At 63.8% G+C, this 15,723-nt stretch carries 15 protein-coding genes; 9 read left to right on the top strand and 6 right to left on the bottom strand.

What is annotated here, in order from left to right:
- Positions 1 to 2: 2 nt before the first annotated feature.
- From FHR73_RS19705 to yaaA, 3 genes are all read right to left on the bottom strand, one after another.
- Positions 3 to 866, bottom strand: a complete 864-nt coding sequence (locus FHR73_RS19705; protein WP_183633518.1) for a TIGR01459 family HAD-type hydrolase — start codon at positions 864 to 866, stop codon at positions 3 to 5.
- A 117-nt stretch (positions 867 to 983) separates the two neighbouring features.
- Positions 984 to 2,444, bottom strand: a complete 1,461-nt coding sequence (locus FHR73_RS19700) for a mannose-1-phosphate guanylyltransferase/mannose-6-phosphate isomerase (protein ID WP_183633516.1) — start codon at positions 2,442 to 2,444, stop codon at positions 984 to 986.
- 397 nt (positions 2,445 to 2,841) lie between these two features.
- Positions 2,842 to 3,621, bottom strand: a complete 780-nt coding sequence (yaaA, locus tag FHR73_RS19695; protein WP_183633514.1) for a peroxide stress protein YaaA — start codon at positions 3,619 to 3,621, stop codon at positions 2,842 to 2,844.
- Positions 3,622 to 3,974: 353 nt separating this feature from the next.
- Between yaaA and FHR73_RS19690 the strand changes: the two genes are divergently transcribed.
- The 4 genes from FHR73_RS19690 (at position 3,975) to moaE (ending at position 6,638) form a co-directional block, all read left to right on the top strand.
- Positions 3,975 to 5,366 carry a PhoH family protein gene (locus tag FHR73_RS19690; RefSeq protein WP_183633512.1) on the top strand — a complete coding sequence of 464 codons (1,392 nt, stop codon included), beginning with the start codon at positions 3,975 to 3,977 and terminating at the stop codon, positions 5,364 to 5,366.
- A gap of 86 nt (positions 5,367 to 5,452) precedes the next feature.
- On the top strand, positions 5,453 to 5,932 hold the full coding sequence (gene moaC, locus FHR73_RS19685) for a cyclic pyranopterin monophosphate synthase MoaC (protein ID WP_133862103.1): 480 nt from the start codon (positions 5,453 to 5,455) through the stop codon (positions 5,930 to 5,932).
- Positions 5,929 to 6,180, top strand: coding sequence for a MoaD/ThiS family protein (locus FHR73_RS19680; RefSeq protein ID WP_183633510.1), 252 nt, complete (start codon positions 5,929 to 5,931; stop codon positions 6,178 to 6,180). Before moaC ends, FHR73_RS19680 begins: the two co-directional genes overlap by 4 nt.
- A 2-nt stretch (positions 6,181 to 6,182) precedes the next feature.
- Positions 6,183 to 6,638, top strand: coding sequence for a molybdopterin synthase catalytic subunit MoaE (gene moaE, locus FHR73_RS19675; protein ID WP_183633508.1), 456 nt, complete (start codon positions 6,183 to 6,185; stop codon positions 6,636 to 6,638).
- Between the two features lie 144 nt (positions 6,639 to 6,782).
- Here moaE and rhlB read toward each other — a convergent pair whose 3' ends face one another.
- The 3 genes from rhlB to FHR73_RS19660 all read right to left on the bottom strand — a co-directional run bounded on the left by rhlB (position 6,783) and on the right by FHR73_RS19660 (position 10,196).
- Positions 6,783 to 8,288: an ATP-dependent RNA helicase RhlB gene (gene rhlB, locus FHR73_RS19670; protein WP_183633506.1), complete on the bottom strand. Its 1,506-nt coding sequence runs from the start codon at positions 8,286 to 8,288 to the stop codon at positions 6,783 to 6,785.
- 95 nt (positions 8,289 to 8,383) lie between these two features.
- Positions 8,384 to 9,334 (bottom strand): GGDEF domain-containing protein, encoded by a 951-nt coding sequence (locus FHR73_RS19665; protein WP_183633504.1) that lies wholly within the window; start codon positions 9,332 to 9,334, stop codon positions 8,384 to 8,386.
- Positions 9,335 to 9,533: 199 nt separating this feature from the next.
- Complete coding sequence (locus FHR73_RS19660; protein WP_221191634.1) at positions 9,534 to 10,196, bottom strand: alpha/beta hydrolase; 663 nt, start codon at positions 10,194 to 10,196, stop codon at positions 9,534 to 9,536.
- Between the two features lie 365 nt (positions 10,197 to 10,561).
- Between FHR73_RS19660 and FHR73_RS19655 the strand changes: the two genes are divergently transcribed.
- The 5 genes from FHR73_RS19655 to pcsA all read left to right on the top strand — a co-directional run bounded on the left by FHR73_RS19655 (position 10,562) and on the right by pcsA (position 15,723).
- Positions 10,562 to 11,590 carry an amino acid ABC transporter substrate-binding protein gene (locus FHR73_RS19655; protein WP_039976150.1) on the top strand — a complete coding sequence of 343 codons (1,029 nt, stop codon included), beginning with the start codon at positions 10,562 to 10,564 and terminating at the stop codon, positions 11,588 to 11,590.
- Positions 11,591 to 11,690: 100 nt separating this feature from the next.
- Complete coding sequence (locus FHR73_RS19650) at positions 11,691 to 12,878, top strand: amino acid ABC transporter permease (RefSeq protein WP_183633502.1); 1,188 nt, start codon at positions 11,691 to 11,693, stop codon at positions 12,876 to 12,878.
- Between the two features lie 9 nt (positions 12,879 to 12,887).
- The gene (locus FHR73_RS19645) at positions 12,888 to 13,988 is read left to right on the top strand and encodes an amino acid ABC transporter permease (protein ID WP_183633500.1); all 1,101 of its coding nucleotides are present in this window, start codon (positions 12,888 to 12,890) and stop codon (positions 13,986 to 13,988) included.
- A gap of 10 nt (positions 13,989 to 13,998) precedes the next feature.
- Positions 13,999 to 14,766, top strand: coding sequence for an amino acid ABC transporter ATP-binding protein (locus tag FHR73_RS19640; RefSeq protein WP_039976153.1), 768 nt, complete (start codon positions 13,999 to 14,001; stop codon positions 14,764 to 14,766).
- Positions 14,767 to 15,030: 264 nt separating this feature from the next.
- Complete coding sequence (pcsA, locus tag FHR73_RS19635; protein WP_133862217.1) at positions 15,031 to 15,723, top strand: phosphatidylcholine synthase; 693 nt, start codon at positions 15,031 to 15,033, stop codon at positions 15,721 to 15,723.

The following is a 15,723-nucleotide window of genomic DNA, read 5'->3' as shown; positions in this document are numbered from 1 at the left end:
GGTCAGGCGAGACCGGCGGCCGCGAAATGCGGCAGCGCGGGATGCTGCTCCAGCAAGGCGGCGAGACCTTCGCGGGTGGGCTCCTCATTGAAGTCCAGGCCCAGGGCCTCGCGGTGGATGCCGGTGGCGGCCAGCCACAGGCAGTCGATGTCCGCCGCCACCGCGCCGGGCACGTCGGTCACCAGGGAATCCCCCACGAACAGCAGGCGATGGGCGCCCCGGGTGGCCAGTTCCCCGGCTGCGCAGCGGAAGGCATAGGGATCGGGCTTGCCGTACCAGGTGACCTCGCCACCCAGGGCGGCGAAGCGATCGGCCAGCTTGCCGGCCGCATAGAAGGGTAGACCCCCGGACACCACGTTGCGATCCGGATTGGCGCAGAGAAAGGGCTTGTCCAGGGCGGCGGCCAGGGGCGCGAAGCGGGCTTCCAGCTCGTCTTCCGGGAAGCTGCCGACGCCGAGGATGATGGCTGCCTGGTCGATGTCCTCGACGAAGCGCGCGCGGATTTCCGCGGGCCAGCCCGTCTGGCCGGTACCGGGGCCGGAGAGGTAGATACCGCCTGCGCGGAATTTCGGGTCCTGCTGAAAGGCGTCGATGGCCAGCTGGCCCGAGGTGGTGATGCCGGCGAAGAGCTCGCGCGGCACGCCCAGCTTGCCCAGTTCTTCGACCATGCCGTCCGCATCGCGCGAGGCATTGCTGAGGAACCACACCGGCTTGCCCTCGGCGGCGCGACGCTCCAGCCAGGCGCGGGCGCCGGGAAAGGTCTCGTAGCCGTCGATCAGCACGCCCCAGAGGTCGAGGATGAAGCCGTCGTAGGCGGCCAGGGCCTCGTCCAGTTGATCGAGGCGGAGCAGGGTGGGAGCGGTCATGCGGCGGATCCGATGGCGAAAAGGGGAAAGGACAAGCCTAACCCGTTTTGCCGAGCGGCTGCCGAAAACACAGACACCGGCCTGGGCCGGTGTCTGTTTGGTGCCAACTGGCGGTGCTTAGCGCGTGGGCGCCTTGCCAGCCTTGGCGACTTCCAGGGCCTGGGTGTCGACGCGGCCGTAGATGTCTTCGAAGCGGACGATGTCGTCCTCGCCCAGGTAGCCACCGGACTGCACTTCGATCAGCTCCAGCGGTACCTTGCCGGGGTTGGCCAGGCGGTGCACGGAGGTCATCGGCAGGTAGGTGGACTGGTTCTCGGTCAGCAGGAAGACCTTGTCGTCACAGGTGACCTCGGCAGTACCGGAGACCACGATCCAGTGCTCGGCACGGTGGTGGTGCATCTGCAGCGACAGCTGGGCGCCCGGCTTGACGGTGATGCGCTTGACCTGGAAGCGCTGACCCATGTCGATGGAGTCGTAGGAACCCCAGGGACGGAAGACTTCCTGGTGGGCCTTGACCTCGTTGCGATTCTGCTTCTCGAGGGTGTTGACCAGCTTCTTGACGTCCTGGACCTTGTCCTTGTGGGCGATCATGACGGCGTCCTTGGTTTCCACCACGACTACATCGTCCAGACCGACCAGGGTCACCAGCTTGCCATTGCCGTGTACCAGGCAGTTGCGGCTGTCATGCAGGACGACGTCGCCCTTGATGACGTTGCCGTTGCTGTCCTTGGCATGCACGTCCCACAGCGCGGACCAGGAACCGACATCGTTCCAGCCGGCGCTCATGGGCACCACGCAGGCGCGGGTGGTCTTTTCCATCACGGCGTAGTCGATGGAATTGTCCGGGCAGACGGCGAAGGTGGCGGCATCGATGCTGATGTTGATGCCGTCGATGCTGCTGCGCTCCAGCGCCAGCAGGCAGGTGTCGTAGATGTCGGTGTCGTGCTTCTTCAGCTCTTCCAGGAAACGGCTGGCGCGGAACAGGAAGATGCCGCTGTTCCAGCAGTAGTCGCCGGAGGCCACGTATTCGGTGGCGGTGACGGCATCGGGCTTCTCGACGAAGCGCTCGACGCGGGACACGCCCTGGGGCAGACCGTCGTTGGAACCGGTCTTGATGTAGCCGTAGCCGGTCTCGGGCGCAGTGGCCGGAATGCCGAACAGCACCATCTCGCCACGCTCGGCGGCGGCGGCGGCCTGTTGCAGGGCGGCCTTGAATTCGGCTTCGTCCTCGATCACGTGATCGGCGGGCAGCACCAGCATCAGGTCGTCCTTGCCGTCAGCGACCAGTTGCATGGCGGCGATGGCCACGGCCGGCGCGGTGTTGCGACCGAAGGGCTCCATGATCAGCGCCTGGGGCTTGCACTCGACGGCCTTGAGCTGCTCTTCCACCAGGTAACGGTGTTCGGCGTTGCAGACGATGATGGGGCAATCGATGCTGCCCTCGCAGCCCAGGCGATTGATGGTCTCCTGGAACATGGTCTGTTCGCTGGTCAGCGCCAGGAACTGCTTGGGATAGAGTTTGCGCGAGAGGGGCCAGAGTCGCGAACCGCTACCACCGGACAGGATGACGGGAATCATGGGCGTTACTCCTTCAGCGTCTGCTGATTTGTGGCCGCTGTCCCTGAGGTCGGGACGAAGCGTCCATGCTTCGAAAGATCAACCGGCCGAGATGTCGACCGGTACAAATTGAACGTGCGGACTGATTGCCATTGGCCAGCATGACCCAGGGCAAGGACCAGACAAAGACAGAATCAAACGAAAGTGGTTCTCAGCGAATTTTCCTTTTTCCGGAAAGGCAGCGGTTTTGAGATGTCCGGCAACTTTTCGCGCCTGAAACGTCTCCGCTACGGGGCTGAAACCTTTTTTATTGGAGGGAGATGACAGTCTTTCACGGATGGCAGGCGTCGAATGTGACCCTCTAGCCAGTTCGATGGCCCGGCAAGCGGGCAATTGTGCCATCCGTCGATTCTCTCGGCTAATCCGCCGCTGTCTCGCGCAGGAACACCAGCTTGTCCGCCGAGGAGCGCTCGGTCGAGTAGCGGTAACCCTGCTCGTCGAAATCGCGCAACTCGTCCACCGCGGTGACGCGCTGTCTGATCACGTGCCGCGCCATCAGGCCCCGGGCCTTCTTGGCGTAGAGGCTGATGATCTTGTAATCGCCATTCTTGAGATCGCGAAACTCCACATCCACGACCCGGGCCTGCAGGCGCGCGCGGCGTACCGCGCTGAAATACTCGTTCGAGGCCAGATTCAGCAGGACCTCGTCACCCTGGGCTGCAAGATCGGCGTTGAGCCAGTCGCTGATGCGCTCGCCCCAGAAGGCATAGAGATCCTTGCCCCGGTCGTTGGCGAAGCGGGTGCCCATCTCCAGGCGATAGGGTTGCATGAGGTCGAGAGGACGCAACAGGCCATAGAGACCGGACAGCATGCGCAGGTGCCGCTGGGCGAAGTCGAAGTCGTCCTCCTGGAAGTCCTCGGCGGCAAGGCCGGTGTAGACGTCGCCCTTGAACGCCAGCAGCGCCTGCTTGGCATTCTCCGGCGTGAAATCCGGGGTCCAGCTGCCGAAGCGGGCAACATTGAGGGTGGCGATCTTGTCGGATACGCCCATCAGCGCGGCGACCTCCGCCGGTGCGAGCTGCCTGAGCCCCTCGATCAATTCGCAGGAGTGCTCCAGGTATTGCGGCAGGGTATGGCGGGACGTGCTCGGCGGTGTGCTGTAGTCCAGCGTCTTGGCGGGGGAAATCACCATCAGCATCGGCTTGGCTCCTCTTGGCGAGGCGCCATTCTAGAAGCCTCCGCCGCTGGGCTCCAGTGGGCCTTGCCGATGGGATCGATAGGTATTGACCACGTTCCCGGAGCGAGGTTGCCAGGCCAGGCGGCAGTAAATACCGGTCCGCGAAAAAAACCGGGTGCGGCCAAAAAAAGCCTTTGTGCCCCCGGTCTTTTGCGTTATTACCGAAGTGTCCGTCGCATCTCTCGGGTCCCGTGCCCTCATGTTGGCCGGTCCGTGAACCCGTTGCTGGAGCGACGGCACCTTTCGCAGCGGAGCGTCGTCTGGCGCTCCGTCGACAGGCTTGCGAGTCAAGCGTTTCTACGAGGTGACCGAGTATGGATGATCACGGACGTTCCCGCCCCACCCAGCCCACCCTCTATGTGCTCGACACCAACGTACTGATCCACGACCCCAACGCGCTGCTCAATTTCGAGGAGCACCACGTTGCCATTCCCATGACGGTCCTGGAGGAACTCGACAAGCTCAAGACCGGCAAGCACAACGTTGCCGCGGAATGCCGGCAGGCGATCCGCCTGATCGACAGCGTGCTCGCCGAGTCCTCGCCCGAGGACGTCGAGCGGGGCGTGCCCATCCCCCGTGGCAAGGGCGAGGCCAAGGGGCGCTTGTCCATTCTCATGAGTCGCCGCGCCGGGCCCATGGCCTGCCTGCCGGACGACATCAACGACAACCGCATCATCAACCAGCTCGTCGAACTGCGCACCCAGCATCCCCAGGAGCGGGTGGTCCTGGTCACCAAGGACATCAACATGCGCCTCAAGGCGCGTGGCTGCGGCATCGCCGCCGAGGACTACCAGACCGACCAGTTGCTCGACGACGTCTCCCTGCTGTCCCAGGGTTACCACAATCTGCCGGGCTCCTTCTGGGACAACGTGAGCAAGGTGGAAAGCCGGCAGGAGCTGGGTCGCGTCTGGCATCGCGTGCAGCTGACGGCCGAGATGCCACCCTTCAACGTCAATGACTTCGTGCTCGACGAGCAGGGTTTCGTCGGCTGGGTCAAGGCGGTGCGCGACGGCGAGGTCATCCTGCTCGACATGCACCAGGAGCCCCTGATGCACCAGGAGGCCTGGGGGCTGAAACCGCGGGACATCTACCAGGCGCTGGCGCTGTTCGCCCTGCTGGAGCCTGACATCCACCTGGTCAACCTGACCGGCGCGGCGGGTTCGGGCAAGACCATCCTGGCGCTGGCCGCGGCCATCGAACAGACCATGGTCACCAAGAGGTACCGGCGGATCATCGCCACCCGCAGCGTCCAGGGCCTGGACGAGGACATCGGCTTCCTGCCCGGGACCGAGGCCGAGAAGATGGAGCCCTGGCTGGGCGCCATCACCGACAACCTCGAAGCCCTGCACATGGATGACCACAATCCCCACGGCAGCGTGGACTACATCCTCAGCAAGGTACCGCTGCAGTTCAAGTCGCTGAACTACATCCGCGGTCGCAGTTTCCAGCAGAGTCTGATCCTCATCGACGAATGCCAGAACCTCACCCCGCACCAGATGAAGACCATCATCACCCGCGCCGGCAGCGGCTCCAAGGTGATCTGCCTGGGTAACCTCGCGCAGATCGACACGCCCTATCTCTCGGCCACCAGCTCCGGCCTCACCTACCTGTCCGAGCGCTTCAAGGGCTTCAACCACGGGGTGCACATCACCCTGCAGGGCGTGCCCCGGTCCATCCTCGCCGAGTACGCAGAGTCCCATCTGTAACGTCCCTGATCCCCGTCCGGTCACGGGCGGGGATCAAATCCCCAGCCGCGGGTCTACAATGGCAGGTCCTTTCCAGGAGTCATGCCGTGCTGACCCATCTCGATTCCCAAGGCCGTGCCAACATGGTCGATGTCACCGACAAGCAGGTGACCTTCCGTGAAGCCACCGCCGAAGCCCGGGTGCGCATGCGTCCGGAAACCCTCGACCTGATCCAGAGCGGCGGCCACCCCAAGGGCGACGTCTTCGCCGTGGCGCGTATCGCCGGCATCCAGGCAGCCAAGAAGACCGCCGACCTCATCCCGCTCTGCCATCCGCTGATGCTGACTGGCGTCAAGGTCCAGCTGGTCGCCGAAGCCCCCGATGGGGTGCGGATCACCGCCACCTGCAAGCTGTCCGGCCAGACCGGAGTGGAGATGGAGGCCCTGACCGCCGCCAGTGTCGCGGCCCTGACCCTTTACGACATGTGCAAGGCGGTCGATCGGGGCATGACCATCGAGGCGGTACGGCTGCTGGAAAAGAATGGCGGCAAGAGCGGTCATTTCCGCGCCGAGGAGCAACCGGCATGATCCGCGTGCAATTCTTCGCCCGCTATCGTGAAGTGCTGGGCCTCGCCGAGGACAGCCTGCCCTGGGAGCCTGGACTGGCCACCGTTGGCGACCTGCGCGAACATCTGGTCCAGCGCGGCGGGGTATGGGCCGAGACTCTGGGCGAGCGGGGGTTGATGTGCGCCCGCAACGAGGAGCTCTGCGGGCTGGCCGAGCCGTTGCGCGAGGGTGACGAGGTCGCCTTCTTTCCGACCGTGACCGGAGGTTGAGCATGGCTATCCGTGTGCAGGCCGCCACCTTCGATCCCGGACAGGAACTCAACGCCCTGCATGCTGCCAACACCGGCGTCGGTGCCGTGGTGGGCTTCGTGGGCTACGTACGGGATTTCAACGACGGCCGGGACGTCGGCGGATTGTTTCTCGAGCACTTTCCCGGCATGACCGAAAAGGCCCTGGCGCGCATCGTCGAAGAAGCGAATCAGCGCTGGCCGCTGCTCAGGATCGACATCCTGCATCGCATCGGCCGACTGGAGCCAGGCGAGCCCATCGTCTTCGTCGGTACCGCCAGCGCCCATCGCCAGGCCGCCTTCGAGGCCTGCAATTTCGTGATGGACTATCTCAAGACCCGGGCACCCTTCTGGAAGAAGGAAGACACGTCCGAAGGACCGCGCTGGGTGGAAGGTCGCGCCAGTGACCAGGATGCCGCCGGGCGTTGGGCAAAGCGGTGACAAGGTAGCGTGGAAAACCGCGTTGGCCTTTTCCGCCTGGCACCCAACGGGCCAGGTGGATAAAGCTGCGCCGTTATCCACCCTACGGAGGTGCCGGCTGCCCTGGCGAGACCGGCAGGCCACCCTGCGGCAGTGACGCTGGTTTCAGCGCTGCCGCGGCACCGGCTTGAGCAACTCGGCCGGAGGCATTTCGCAGGAGATCTTGCGGCCCAGCAGGGTTTCGATGGGCGGCAGGGCGAAGGCGTCGTCCTCGCCGGCGAAGCTGATGGAGGTCCCGGTGGCGCCGGCACGACCGGTACGACCGATGCGGTGCACGTAGTCGTCCGGATCTTCCGGCAGGGTGAAGTTGATCACGTGGCTGATACCGTCGACGTGAATGCCGCGACCGGCCACATCGGTGGCCACCAGCACGCGGATCTTGCCGGCACGGAAGCCTTCAAGGGTCTTGATGCGCTTGTGCTGAGGCACGTCGCCGGACATCTGGGCGGCGCTGATGCCGTCCTTGGTCAGGCGTTCCTCGATGCGCCGCACCTCATCACGCCGGTTGGCGAACACCATCACCCGCTCCCAGTTGTTCTGGGCGACCAGGTTGTAGAGCAGCCGGTACTTGTCGCTGGAGGACACGGCATAGACGTGCTGCTCGACGGTGTCGCTGGCCACGTTCTCCGGCTCGATCTCGACGATGGCCGGGTCGGTGGTCCACTGCCGCGCCAGATTCATCACGTCTTCGGTGAAGGTGGCGGAGAACAGCAGGGTCTGGCGTTCGCTCTTGGGCGGGGTCTGGCGAATGATCTGGCGAACCTGGGGAATGAAGCCCATGTCCAGCATGCGGTCGGCCTCGTCCAGCACCATGACCTCGACCATGTCCAGGTGCACCTCGCCGCGCTGGTTGAAGTCCAGCAGGCGGCCAGGGGTGGCGACCAGGATGTCGCAATAACGCGCTTCCAGCTGCTTGAGCTGCTTGTCGAAGTCCATGCCGCCGACAAAGCTCATGACGTTGAGCCCGGTGTACTTGGCCAGGTCGAGGGCATCGTTGGCGATCTGCACCACCAGTTCGCGGGTCGGCGCGATGATCAGTGCCCGCGGCTCGCCCATGTATCTTTCCTTGGGCGGCGGAGTGGTCAGCAACTGGGTGATGGTCGAGATCAGGAAGGCAGCGGTCTTGCCGGTGCCGGTCTGGGCGCGGCCGATGGCGTCCTTGCCCTTCAGGGTGAAACCCAGCACCTGCGCCTGGATCGGCGTGCAGTAGGGAAAGCCGAGGTCATGGATGCCGTGCATCAGCCGCGGATCCAGCTTGAAGTCATGGAAGCGCGTCTTGCCTTCCTGCGGCTCGACCGCGAAGTCTTCCAGTTTCCAGGTGTCGACCGGCTTGGGCTTGCGCGGGCTGCGCTCGCGGCGCGGCTTGGCGGATTTTTCCGCCTGGGCGCGAGGTTCCTGTTTTTCGGCCTGGGCACGAGGCTCCTGGCTGCGGGCTTCGTCGGGATTGCGCGGTTTGCGTGGCGCACGCTCGGCCTGCGCTTCGGGCGCCACAGCGGCGGGGGAGGAGTGAGCTGCTACAGCGACGCTGGGGGTAGCTTGGGGCGCAGGGGAGGGAGTCGGCTGAGCGACCTCCTGATCCTTGCCCAGAAATTTTTTGAGTGCCTTGAGCACGGAGGGTCTCGATCATCGAAAGCGGAATGAGACCGCAGTGTAAAGCAACCTACGTGCCCGGCAACAACTACCTGCCGAACGCAAGCGCAATCCGCTCAGCCACTGATCCGATTGCGCCCGGCATCCTTGGCCTGGTAGAGCGACTTGTCCGCACGTCCGACCAGCTCATCCAGGGAGTCGGCCTTGCGCATCTGGGCCAGACCGATGGAGACGGTCACCCCCGGCAGCCGGCCGCAGGGCGAATAGAAGTCCTTGACCTCGGCGAGGCTCTGGCGCAGGCGCTCGGCGATGGCGATGGCTTCGTCGCGATCGATTTCCGGCAGCAGGATGACGAACTCCTCGCCGCCATAGCGCGCCATGCTGTCCTTGGGTCGCAGCTGGTCGCGCAGGGTGTTGGCGACCAGGCAGAGGGCATAGTCGCCCGCCAGGTGGCCATGGGTATCGTTGTAGCGCTTGAAGTGATCGACATCCAGCATCAGCAGGCTCAGCGGCTGCCGGTTGAAGGCACAGCGGGTGCTCTCACGCTCGAACAGCTGCTCGAGGCGCCGACGGTTGAAGAGGCCGGTCAGGGTGTCGACATTGGCATTGCGTTCGGTGTCGACGATCAGCTGGTTGCCGCGCCGCATCCGCTCGCAAAGGATGCCGAGCAGGTTGTGCATGGCCTTGGCGGAGCGTTCGATCAGCTCCAGCACCAGATCGCGATGCAGGCAGAGCACCAGGGTGTCGGCTTCGGCGATGACATGGGCGCTGGGCCGCTCGCTGTCCATGAAGCTGATTTCGCCCGAGCACTCGCCCGGACCCAGCAGATAGATGGGCGGATTTTCCGGCGAGCCCAGATGGACCCGCAGACGACCTTCCAGAATGAGGTACATGTACTGGTTGATCATCGCGGGCGAGAGCAGGCACTCACCGGCAACCAGGCTACGGGTAGCCGAGCGGGCGATCAGGGCTTCCAGCAGATGAGTCTCCACGCCCTTGAACAGGCGCAGGTCCTTCAGGGAAGCGACCGGTACTTCGGTCAGCCAGACCGATAAGGGGGCAGCCATCAAAGGATCACCCCGGGGACTGAAAGGAAAACTCGGGCCATAGCTGCTCCATGCACATCACGACCTTCAGGCACCCCTACTGGACCGGACGGGTACCCCAAAGTTCGTTCGCCTGGCCCTTTCCAGCCCTCCATTCGCCCCCGGATTCCGCAATTTGTCGACCGGTTTCCAAAAACGAAGCGGTCCGGTGATTCGCCCTTTATTTTCCGCCGAGACGTGCCAGCAGCCAGTCCTGGATATCCTGAATTTCCGCCGGAATCACCTCGTGGCGCATGGGATAGCTGTGCCAGAGCGCTTTCACGCCCGCGGTCACCAGTGCCTCGTAGGCTGCGCGTCCGAGGGCCAGGGGAACCACGTCGTCCTGACTGCCATGCAGGCACAGCACTGGGGTGGTCCCGCCGCGATTGACCTGGGCGTCTTCGAAGCTGGGCGCGTAGGTCGACAGTGCCATGACGCCGCCCAGGGTGGGGCAGGGAGTGTTATAGGCGGTATGCAGCACCACGGCGCCCCCCTGGGAGAAACCGGCCAGCACGATGCGCTCGGCGGGAATTCCCTGGGCCCGCTGGGCCTCGATCAGGGCCCGCACCGTGGCGGCCGAAGTTTCCAGCTGGGCGCGGTCGATGGCCCGGGCCGGATTCATGGCCAGGATGTCGTACCAGGACGGCATGGCCCAGCCGCCATTGATGGTGACTGCCTGGGTCGGTGCCTGGGGCAGGACGAAGCGGGTCGAGGTCAGGGTGCGCTGCAACAATTCGGCAACGGGTTCGAAGTCATGCTGGGTTGCACCCAGGCCATGCAACCAAATGACGCAGCTATCGGCGGTTCCGCTGGGCGATTCCAGCACAAGAGGCGAATTTTCCAAGGCTTTGCTCCAGTTTGGTGCCACTGAAAATGGGTGTGGTAACAGATGGTGCACAAAACGCGTGTCGCATTTTCGTAATTTAGTTGTTCGGTTTTTTGCTGGAAGTCAGATGACTGCCGGGTTTGAGCCAAGTGAGCAGCTGTCGCCTTCACTGGTCCGCAAATTGCCTCACCTAGCATGCGGCCAGGTAGTGCACTAACAGGTAACACTGACTCACTGCTTCGTCATGCCTTCCAGTGCGTCTCCTTCTTCCCTTGATGAAGGACGCCCAGGGATCGGGTGGGCGGGTTCCACGGCAATCAAGCGAGAGACATCGTGCTGCCGTGCGACTGGAACGTAATTCATAAACAAAGTGGAGCTTATCGATGAAGATGGTGAAGTCTACCCTGGCAATTCTGACCACCGCCGCTGCTCTTGGCCTGTCCGGCATGGCTCACGCAGGCGCTACCCTGGATGCGGTGAAGAACAAAGGTTTCGTGCAATGCGGCGTCAGCGATGGCCTGCCGGGCTTCTCCTACACTGATTCCAAGGGTGACTACAAAGGCATCGACGTCGACGTCTGCCGCGCCGTGGCCGCTGCGGTCTTCGGTGACTCCACCAAGGTTCGCTTCACCCCCCTGACCGCCAAGGAGCGCTTCACCGCGCTGCAATCCGGCGAGATCGACGTGCTGTCGCGCAACACCACCTGGACCAGCTCCCGCGATGGCGGCATGGGCCTGATCTTCGCCGGCGTCACCTACTACGACGGCCAGGGCTTCCTGGTGAACAAGAAGCTGGGCGTGAAGAGCGCCAAGGAACTGGACGGCGCCACCGTGTGCATCCAGGCCGGTACCACCACCGAACTCAACCTGGCCGACTACTTCCGTTCCAACGGCATGAAGTTCACCCCCATCACCTACAGCACCTCGGACGAGAGCGCCAAGTCCATGGAAGCCGGTCGTTGCGACGTGCTGACCTCCGACCAGTCCCAGCTCTATGCCCAGCGCAACAAGCTGGCCAGCCCGGACGACTACGTCGTGCTGCCCGAGGTGATCTCCAAGGAGCCCCTGGCGCCGGCCGTCCGTCGTGGCGACGAAGACTGGCTGACCGTGGTCAAGTGGTCGCTGTTCGCCATGGTCAACGCCGAGGAACTGGGTCTGACCTCCGCCAACGTGGAAGCCCAGGCCAAGGATTCCAAGAATCCTGACGTGCGTCGTCTGCTGGGTGCCGATGGCGAATTCGGCAAGGATCTGAAGCTGCCGAAAGACTGGGCGGTGAAGATCGTCAAGCAGGTCGGCAACTACGGCGAAGTCTTCGAGCGCAACGTCGGCATGGGTAGCGATCTGAAGATCAAGCGCGGCCTCAACGCCCTGTGGAATGCAGGCGGTCTGCAGTACGCCCCGCCGGTCCGTTGATCTCGGCGCCTTAGTCGCCGACCACCTTCCGGATGTGCAGATTCTCGCCCTGCAGCGCTCCCCGCGCTGTGGGGCGAGAATTTAATGAGGCTTCTAGTAGATGCAAAACGTTAGCAAACCGTCCTCGCCGGTCCGTGGGTCGCTGCTCACCGATCCGCAGGCACGCTCCTGGCTGTTCCAGATCGTGGCCGTGGTCGCCGTCGTGGCCTTCGGCTGGTTCCTGTTCAGCAACACCCAGGCCAATCTCGCCAACCGGGGTATCACCTCCGGCTTCGGCTTCCTGAACAACACCGCCGGTTTCGGCATTCCCCAACACCTGATTCCCTACAGCGAAGGCGACACCTACGGGCGGGTCTTCCTGGTCGGGCTGCTCAATACCCTGCTGGTGTCGGTGATCGGCATCATCCTGGCGACCATCATCGGCTTCAGCGTGGGTGTGGCACGCCTGTCGAACAACTGGCTGCTGCGCAAGGTCGCCACGGTCTACATCGAGACCTTCCGCAACATTCCGCCGCTGCTGCTGATCTTCTTCGTCTATTTCGCCGTGCTCGCGCCCCTGCCGGGCCCGCGTCAGAGCCTGAGCCTGGGTGGCGCGCTGTTCGTCAACAACCGCGGCCTGTACATGCCGGCGCCGATCGCCGATGCCGGCTTCGTGCCCGGTCTGATCGCGCTGCTGATCGCCATCGTCGCCAGCGTGGTGGTGGTGCGCTGGGCGCGCAAGCGCCGGCACGCCACCGGTCAGCGCTTCCCGGTGCTCTGGACGGTATTGGCGCTGCTGATCGGCATCCCGCTGCTGGCGACCCTGGTCTTCGGCAAGCCGCTGCACTGGGAGGTGCCGGAACTGCAGGGCTTCAACCTGCGTGGCGGGTGGGTGATCATTCCCGAACTGGTGTCCCTGGCGCTGGCCCTGTCGGTCTACACCGCGGCCTTCATCGGCGAGACGGTGCGGGGCGGCATCCAGGCGGTCAGCCATGGCCAGACCGAGGCGGCCAGCTCCCTGGGCCTGCGTCCGGGTCTGACCCTGCGGCTGGTGATCATTCCCCAGGCCCTGCGGGTGATCATTCCGCCGCTGACCAACCAGTATCTGAACCTGATGAAGAACTCTTCGCTGGGCGCCGCGGTGGGCTATCCGGAGATGGTGGCGCTGTTCGCCGGCACCGTCCTGAACCAGACCGGTCAGGCCATCGAGACCATGGCCATCACCATGAGCGTGTACCTGGCCATCAGCATCAGCATCAGCATCCTGATGAACTGGTACAACAAGCGCATCGCGCTGATCGAGCGTTAAGGAGCGCGTATGAGTAATCAGACCCATACCTTCAAACCGGACCTGCCGCCACCGCCCTCCAGCGTTGGTGCCTTGGCCTGGATCCGTGGCAACCTGTTTTCCAGTGTCGGCAATACCATCCTGACGCTGTTCGGTCTCTACATCGTCTGGCTGATCGTGCCGCCGGTGGTGAACTGGGCCTTCCTCAACGCCACCTGGAGCGGCAGCACCCGTGCCGACTGCGTGCCGGGCGGCGCCTGCTGGGTGTTCATCAAGGAGCGCTTCGGCCAGTTCATGTACGGCTTCTACCCCGGCGATCAGCGCTGGCGCGTGGATCTGACCGTGGTGATCGCCGTGGTCGGCGCCATCCCGTTGTTCCTCGACAGCTTCAAGCACAAGGCCCGCTACGGCCTGGCGCTGCTGGTGATCTATCCACTGGTGGCCTTCTGGCTGCTGTATGGCGGCTTCGGTCTGCGCGTGGTGCCCTCCAGCGAGTGGGGCGGCCTGATGCTGACCGTGGTGATCGCCGCGGTGGGCATCGTCGGCGCCTTGCCGCTGGGTATCCTGCTGGCCCTGGGGCGACGTTCCAAGCTGCCGGCGATCAAGGTCATCTGCGTGACCATGATCGAGTTCTGGCGTGGCATCCCGCTGATCACGGTGCTGTTCCTGTCCTCGGTGATGCTGCCGCTGTTCCTGCCCGACGGCATGAACCTGGACAAGCTGCTGCGCGCCATCGTCATGGTGATCGTCTTCGAAGCGGCCTATATCGCCGAGGTGGTGCGGGGTGGCATGCAGGCCATTCCCAAGGGGCAGTACGAAGCCGCCGCCGCCATGGGCCTGGGCTACTGGCGGACCACCGGCCTGGTGATCCTGCCGCAGGCGCTCAAGCTGGTAATCCCGGGCATCGTCAACACCTTCATCGCGCTGTTCAAGGATTCGAGCCTGGTGGTCATCATCGGCCTGTTCGACCTGCTCAACAGCATCAAGCGCGCCACCTCCGACCCGGCCTGGCCTGGTCTGTCCACCGAAGGCTATGTGTTCGCCGCCCTGGTCTTCTGGATTTTCTGTTTCGCCATGTCCAGCTACTCCTCCCGTCTGGAGCGCAAGCTGAACACCGGCCACAAGCGTTAGGAGTCAACAGATGAATGTAAGCAACAAGCAGCCGGTCGACAGCAGCAAGGTCATGATCCAGCTCAAGGACGTGAACAAGTGGTACGGCCAGTTCCACGTACTCAAGGACATCAACCTGACCGTCACCCAGGGTGAGCGCATCGTCCTGTGCGGACCGTCCGGTTCGGGCAAGTCCACCACCATCCGCTGCATCAATCGCCTGGAAGAGCACCAGAAGGGCCAGATCATCGTCGACGGCACCGAGCTGACCAACGATCTCAAGCAGATCGAGACCATTCGCAGCGAAGTCGGCATGGTGTTCCAGCACTTCAACCTCTTCCCGCACCTGACCGTGCTGCAGAACTGCACCCTGGCGCCCATGTGGGTGCGCAAGTTGCCGAAGAAGCAGGCCGAAGAGATCGCCATGCACTACCTGCAGCGGGTGCGCATTCCCGAGCAGGCCAACAAGTTTCCGGGCCAGCTGTCCGGCGGCCAGCAGCAGCGCGTGGCCATCGCCCGGGCACTGTGCATGCAGCCGCGCATCATGCTGTTCGATGAGCCGACCTCGGCGCTGGATCCGGAGATGGTGAAGGAGGTGCTGGACACCATGATCGGTCTGGCCCAGGACGGCATGACCATGCTCTGCGTGACCCACGAGATGGGCTTTGCCCGCACCGTGGCCAACCGGGTGATCTTCATGGACAAGGGCGAAATCGTCGAACAGGCCGCACCGGACCAGTTCTTCGACAACCCGCAGAACGAGCGTACCCGCCTGTTCCTAGGGCAGATCCTGCACTAAGCGCAGCCGGGGCGGAGGCCTGTCCGCCCCGGTCGTCCTGCGAACCCAGTCACGGGCGTTCGGCGGGAAGGCGGGCAAAGGACGGCAAGGCGCGGTATCCTCGATGTTTGGCGCCCGGTTTCCGGGGTCGGCGGTCAAGGCCCGCCTTGCCGTTCACCGGCTTCATTGTCGATTTCGTAGCGTATTGCCAGAACAGGCGGTGCGCTGGGCAGTCGAAGCCGTCATCATAGAGAGACGCCCGTGAACTCCATTTCCCATCCGCTCATGCTGACAAAAGCCAAGGCCTGGGGCGCCCATGCGGTGACCTCCAGTGGTGTGATCCTGGCGCTCCTGGCGCTGCTCGCTCTGGTCGACGGTCAACCCAAGGGTTGCCTGATGTGGCTGGGCATCGCCCTGCTCGTCGACGGTCTCGACGGCACCCTGGCGCGCAAGTTCGAAGTCAAGCGGGTACTGCCCCATTTCGACGGCTCGGCGCTGGATCTGGTGGTCGACTACCTGACCTATGTGTTCATTCCGGCCATCTTCATCTATCGCTTCGTGCCCTTGCCTCCACACTTCGAGCTGGTGGCGGTGGGCATCATCCTATTGTCGTCGCTGTTCTGTTTCTGCAATGTGAACATGAAGAGCGCCGACAACTATTTCGTCGGCTTTCCCGCGGCCTGGAACGTGGTGGCGCTGTATTTCTACGTGCTGGACCTGGCGCCCTGGTTCAGCATGGCGGTGGTGCTGGTGCTGGCCGCCCTGACCCTGACCCGGGTCAAGTTCCTGCATCCCTTCCGCGTGCGTCAGCTGATGGCCCTGAACATCGCCGTGACCTCCATCTGGCTGCTCAGCAGCGCCATGATGGTGTTCGTGCATCCCGACAAGCCGCTGTGGTTGATGGTCCTCTGGTTCGCCAGCGGCATCTACTTCGTCGGCGTGTGCGTCTGGCGTACCGCCCGGGAGTGGTTCGCCTGA

Origin of the sequence: Pseudomonas sp. AS2.8 (genome assembly GCF_014190935.1) — a bacterium.
Lineage (GTDB): Bacteria > Pseudomonadota > Gammaproteobacteria > Pseudomonadales > Pseudomonadaceae > Chryseomonas.
The sequence above is the reverse complement of the archived record's forward strand: the minus strand, read 5'-3'. Positions and strand labels throughout refer to the sequence as shown.

Coding starts and splice junctions, on each gene's coding strand:
- FHR73_RS19705 (WP_183633518.1), bottom strand. CDS start 866: ATGACCGCTCCCACCCTGCTCCGCCTCGATCAACTGGACGAGGCCCTG.
- FHR73_RS19700 (WP_183633516.1), bottom strand. CDS start 2,444: ATGATTCCCGTCATCCTGTCCGGTGGTAGCGGTTCGCGACTCTGGCCC.
- yaaA (WP_183633514.1), bottom strand. CDS start 3,621: ATGCTGATGGTGATTTCCCCCGCCAAGACGCTGGACTACAGCACACCG.
- FHR73_RS19690 (WP_183633512.1), top strand. CDS start 3,975: ATGGATGATCACGGACGTTCCCGCCCCACCCAGCCCACCCTCTATGTG.
- FHR73_RS19680 (WP_183633510.1), top strand. CDS start 5,929: ATGATCCGCGTGCAATTCTTCGCCCGCTATCGTGAAGTGCTGGGCCTC.
- moaE (WP_183633508.1), top strand. CDS start 6,183: ATGGCTATCCGTGTGCAGGCCGCCACCTTCGATCCCGGACAGGAACTC.
- FHR73_RS19665 (WP_183633504.1), bottom strand. CDS start 9,334: ATGGCTGCCCCCTTATCGGTCTGGCTGACCGAAGTACCGGTCGCTTCC.
- FHR73_RS19655 (WP_039976150.1), top strand. CDS start 10,562: ATGAAGATGGTGAAGTCTACCCTGGCAATTCTGACCACCGCCGCTGCT.
- FHR73_RS19650 (WP_183633502.1), top strand. CDS start 11,691: ATGCAAAACGTTAGCAAACCGTCCTCGCCGGTCCGTGGGTCGCTGCTC.
- FHR73_RS19645 (WP_183633500.1), top strand. CDS start 12,888: ATGAGTAATCAGACCCATACCTTCAAACCGGACCTGCCGCCACCGCCC.
- FHR73_RS19640 (WP_039976153.1), top strand. CDS start 13,999: ATGAATGTAAGCAACAAGCAGCCGGTCGACAGCAGCAAGGTCATGATC.
- pcsA (WP_133862217.1), top strand. CDS start 15,031: ATGCTGACAAAAGCCAAGGCCTGGGGCGCCCATGCGGTGACCTCCAGT.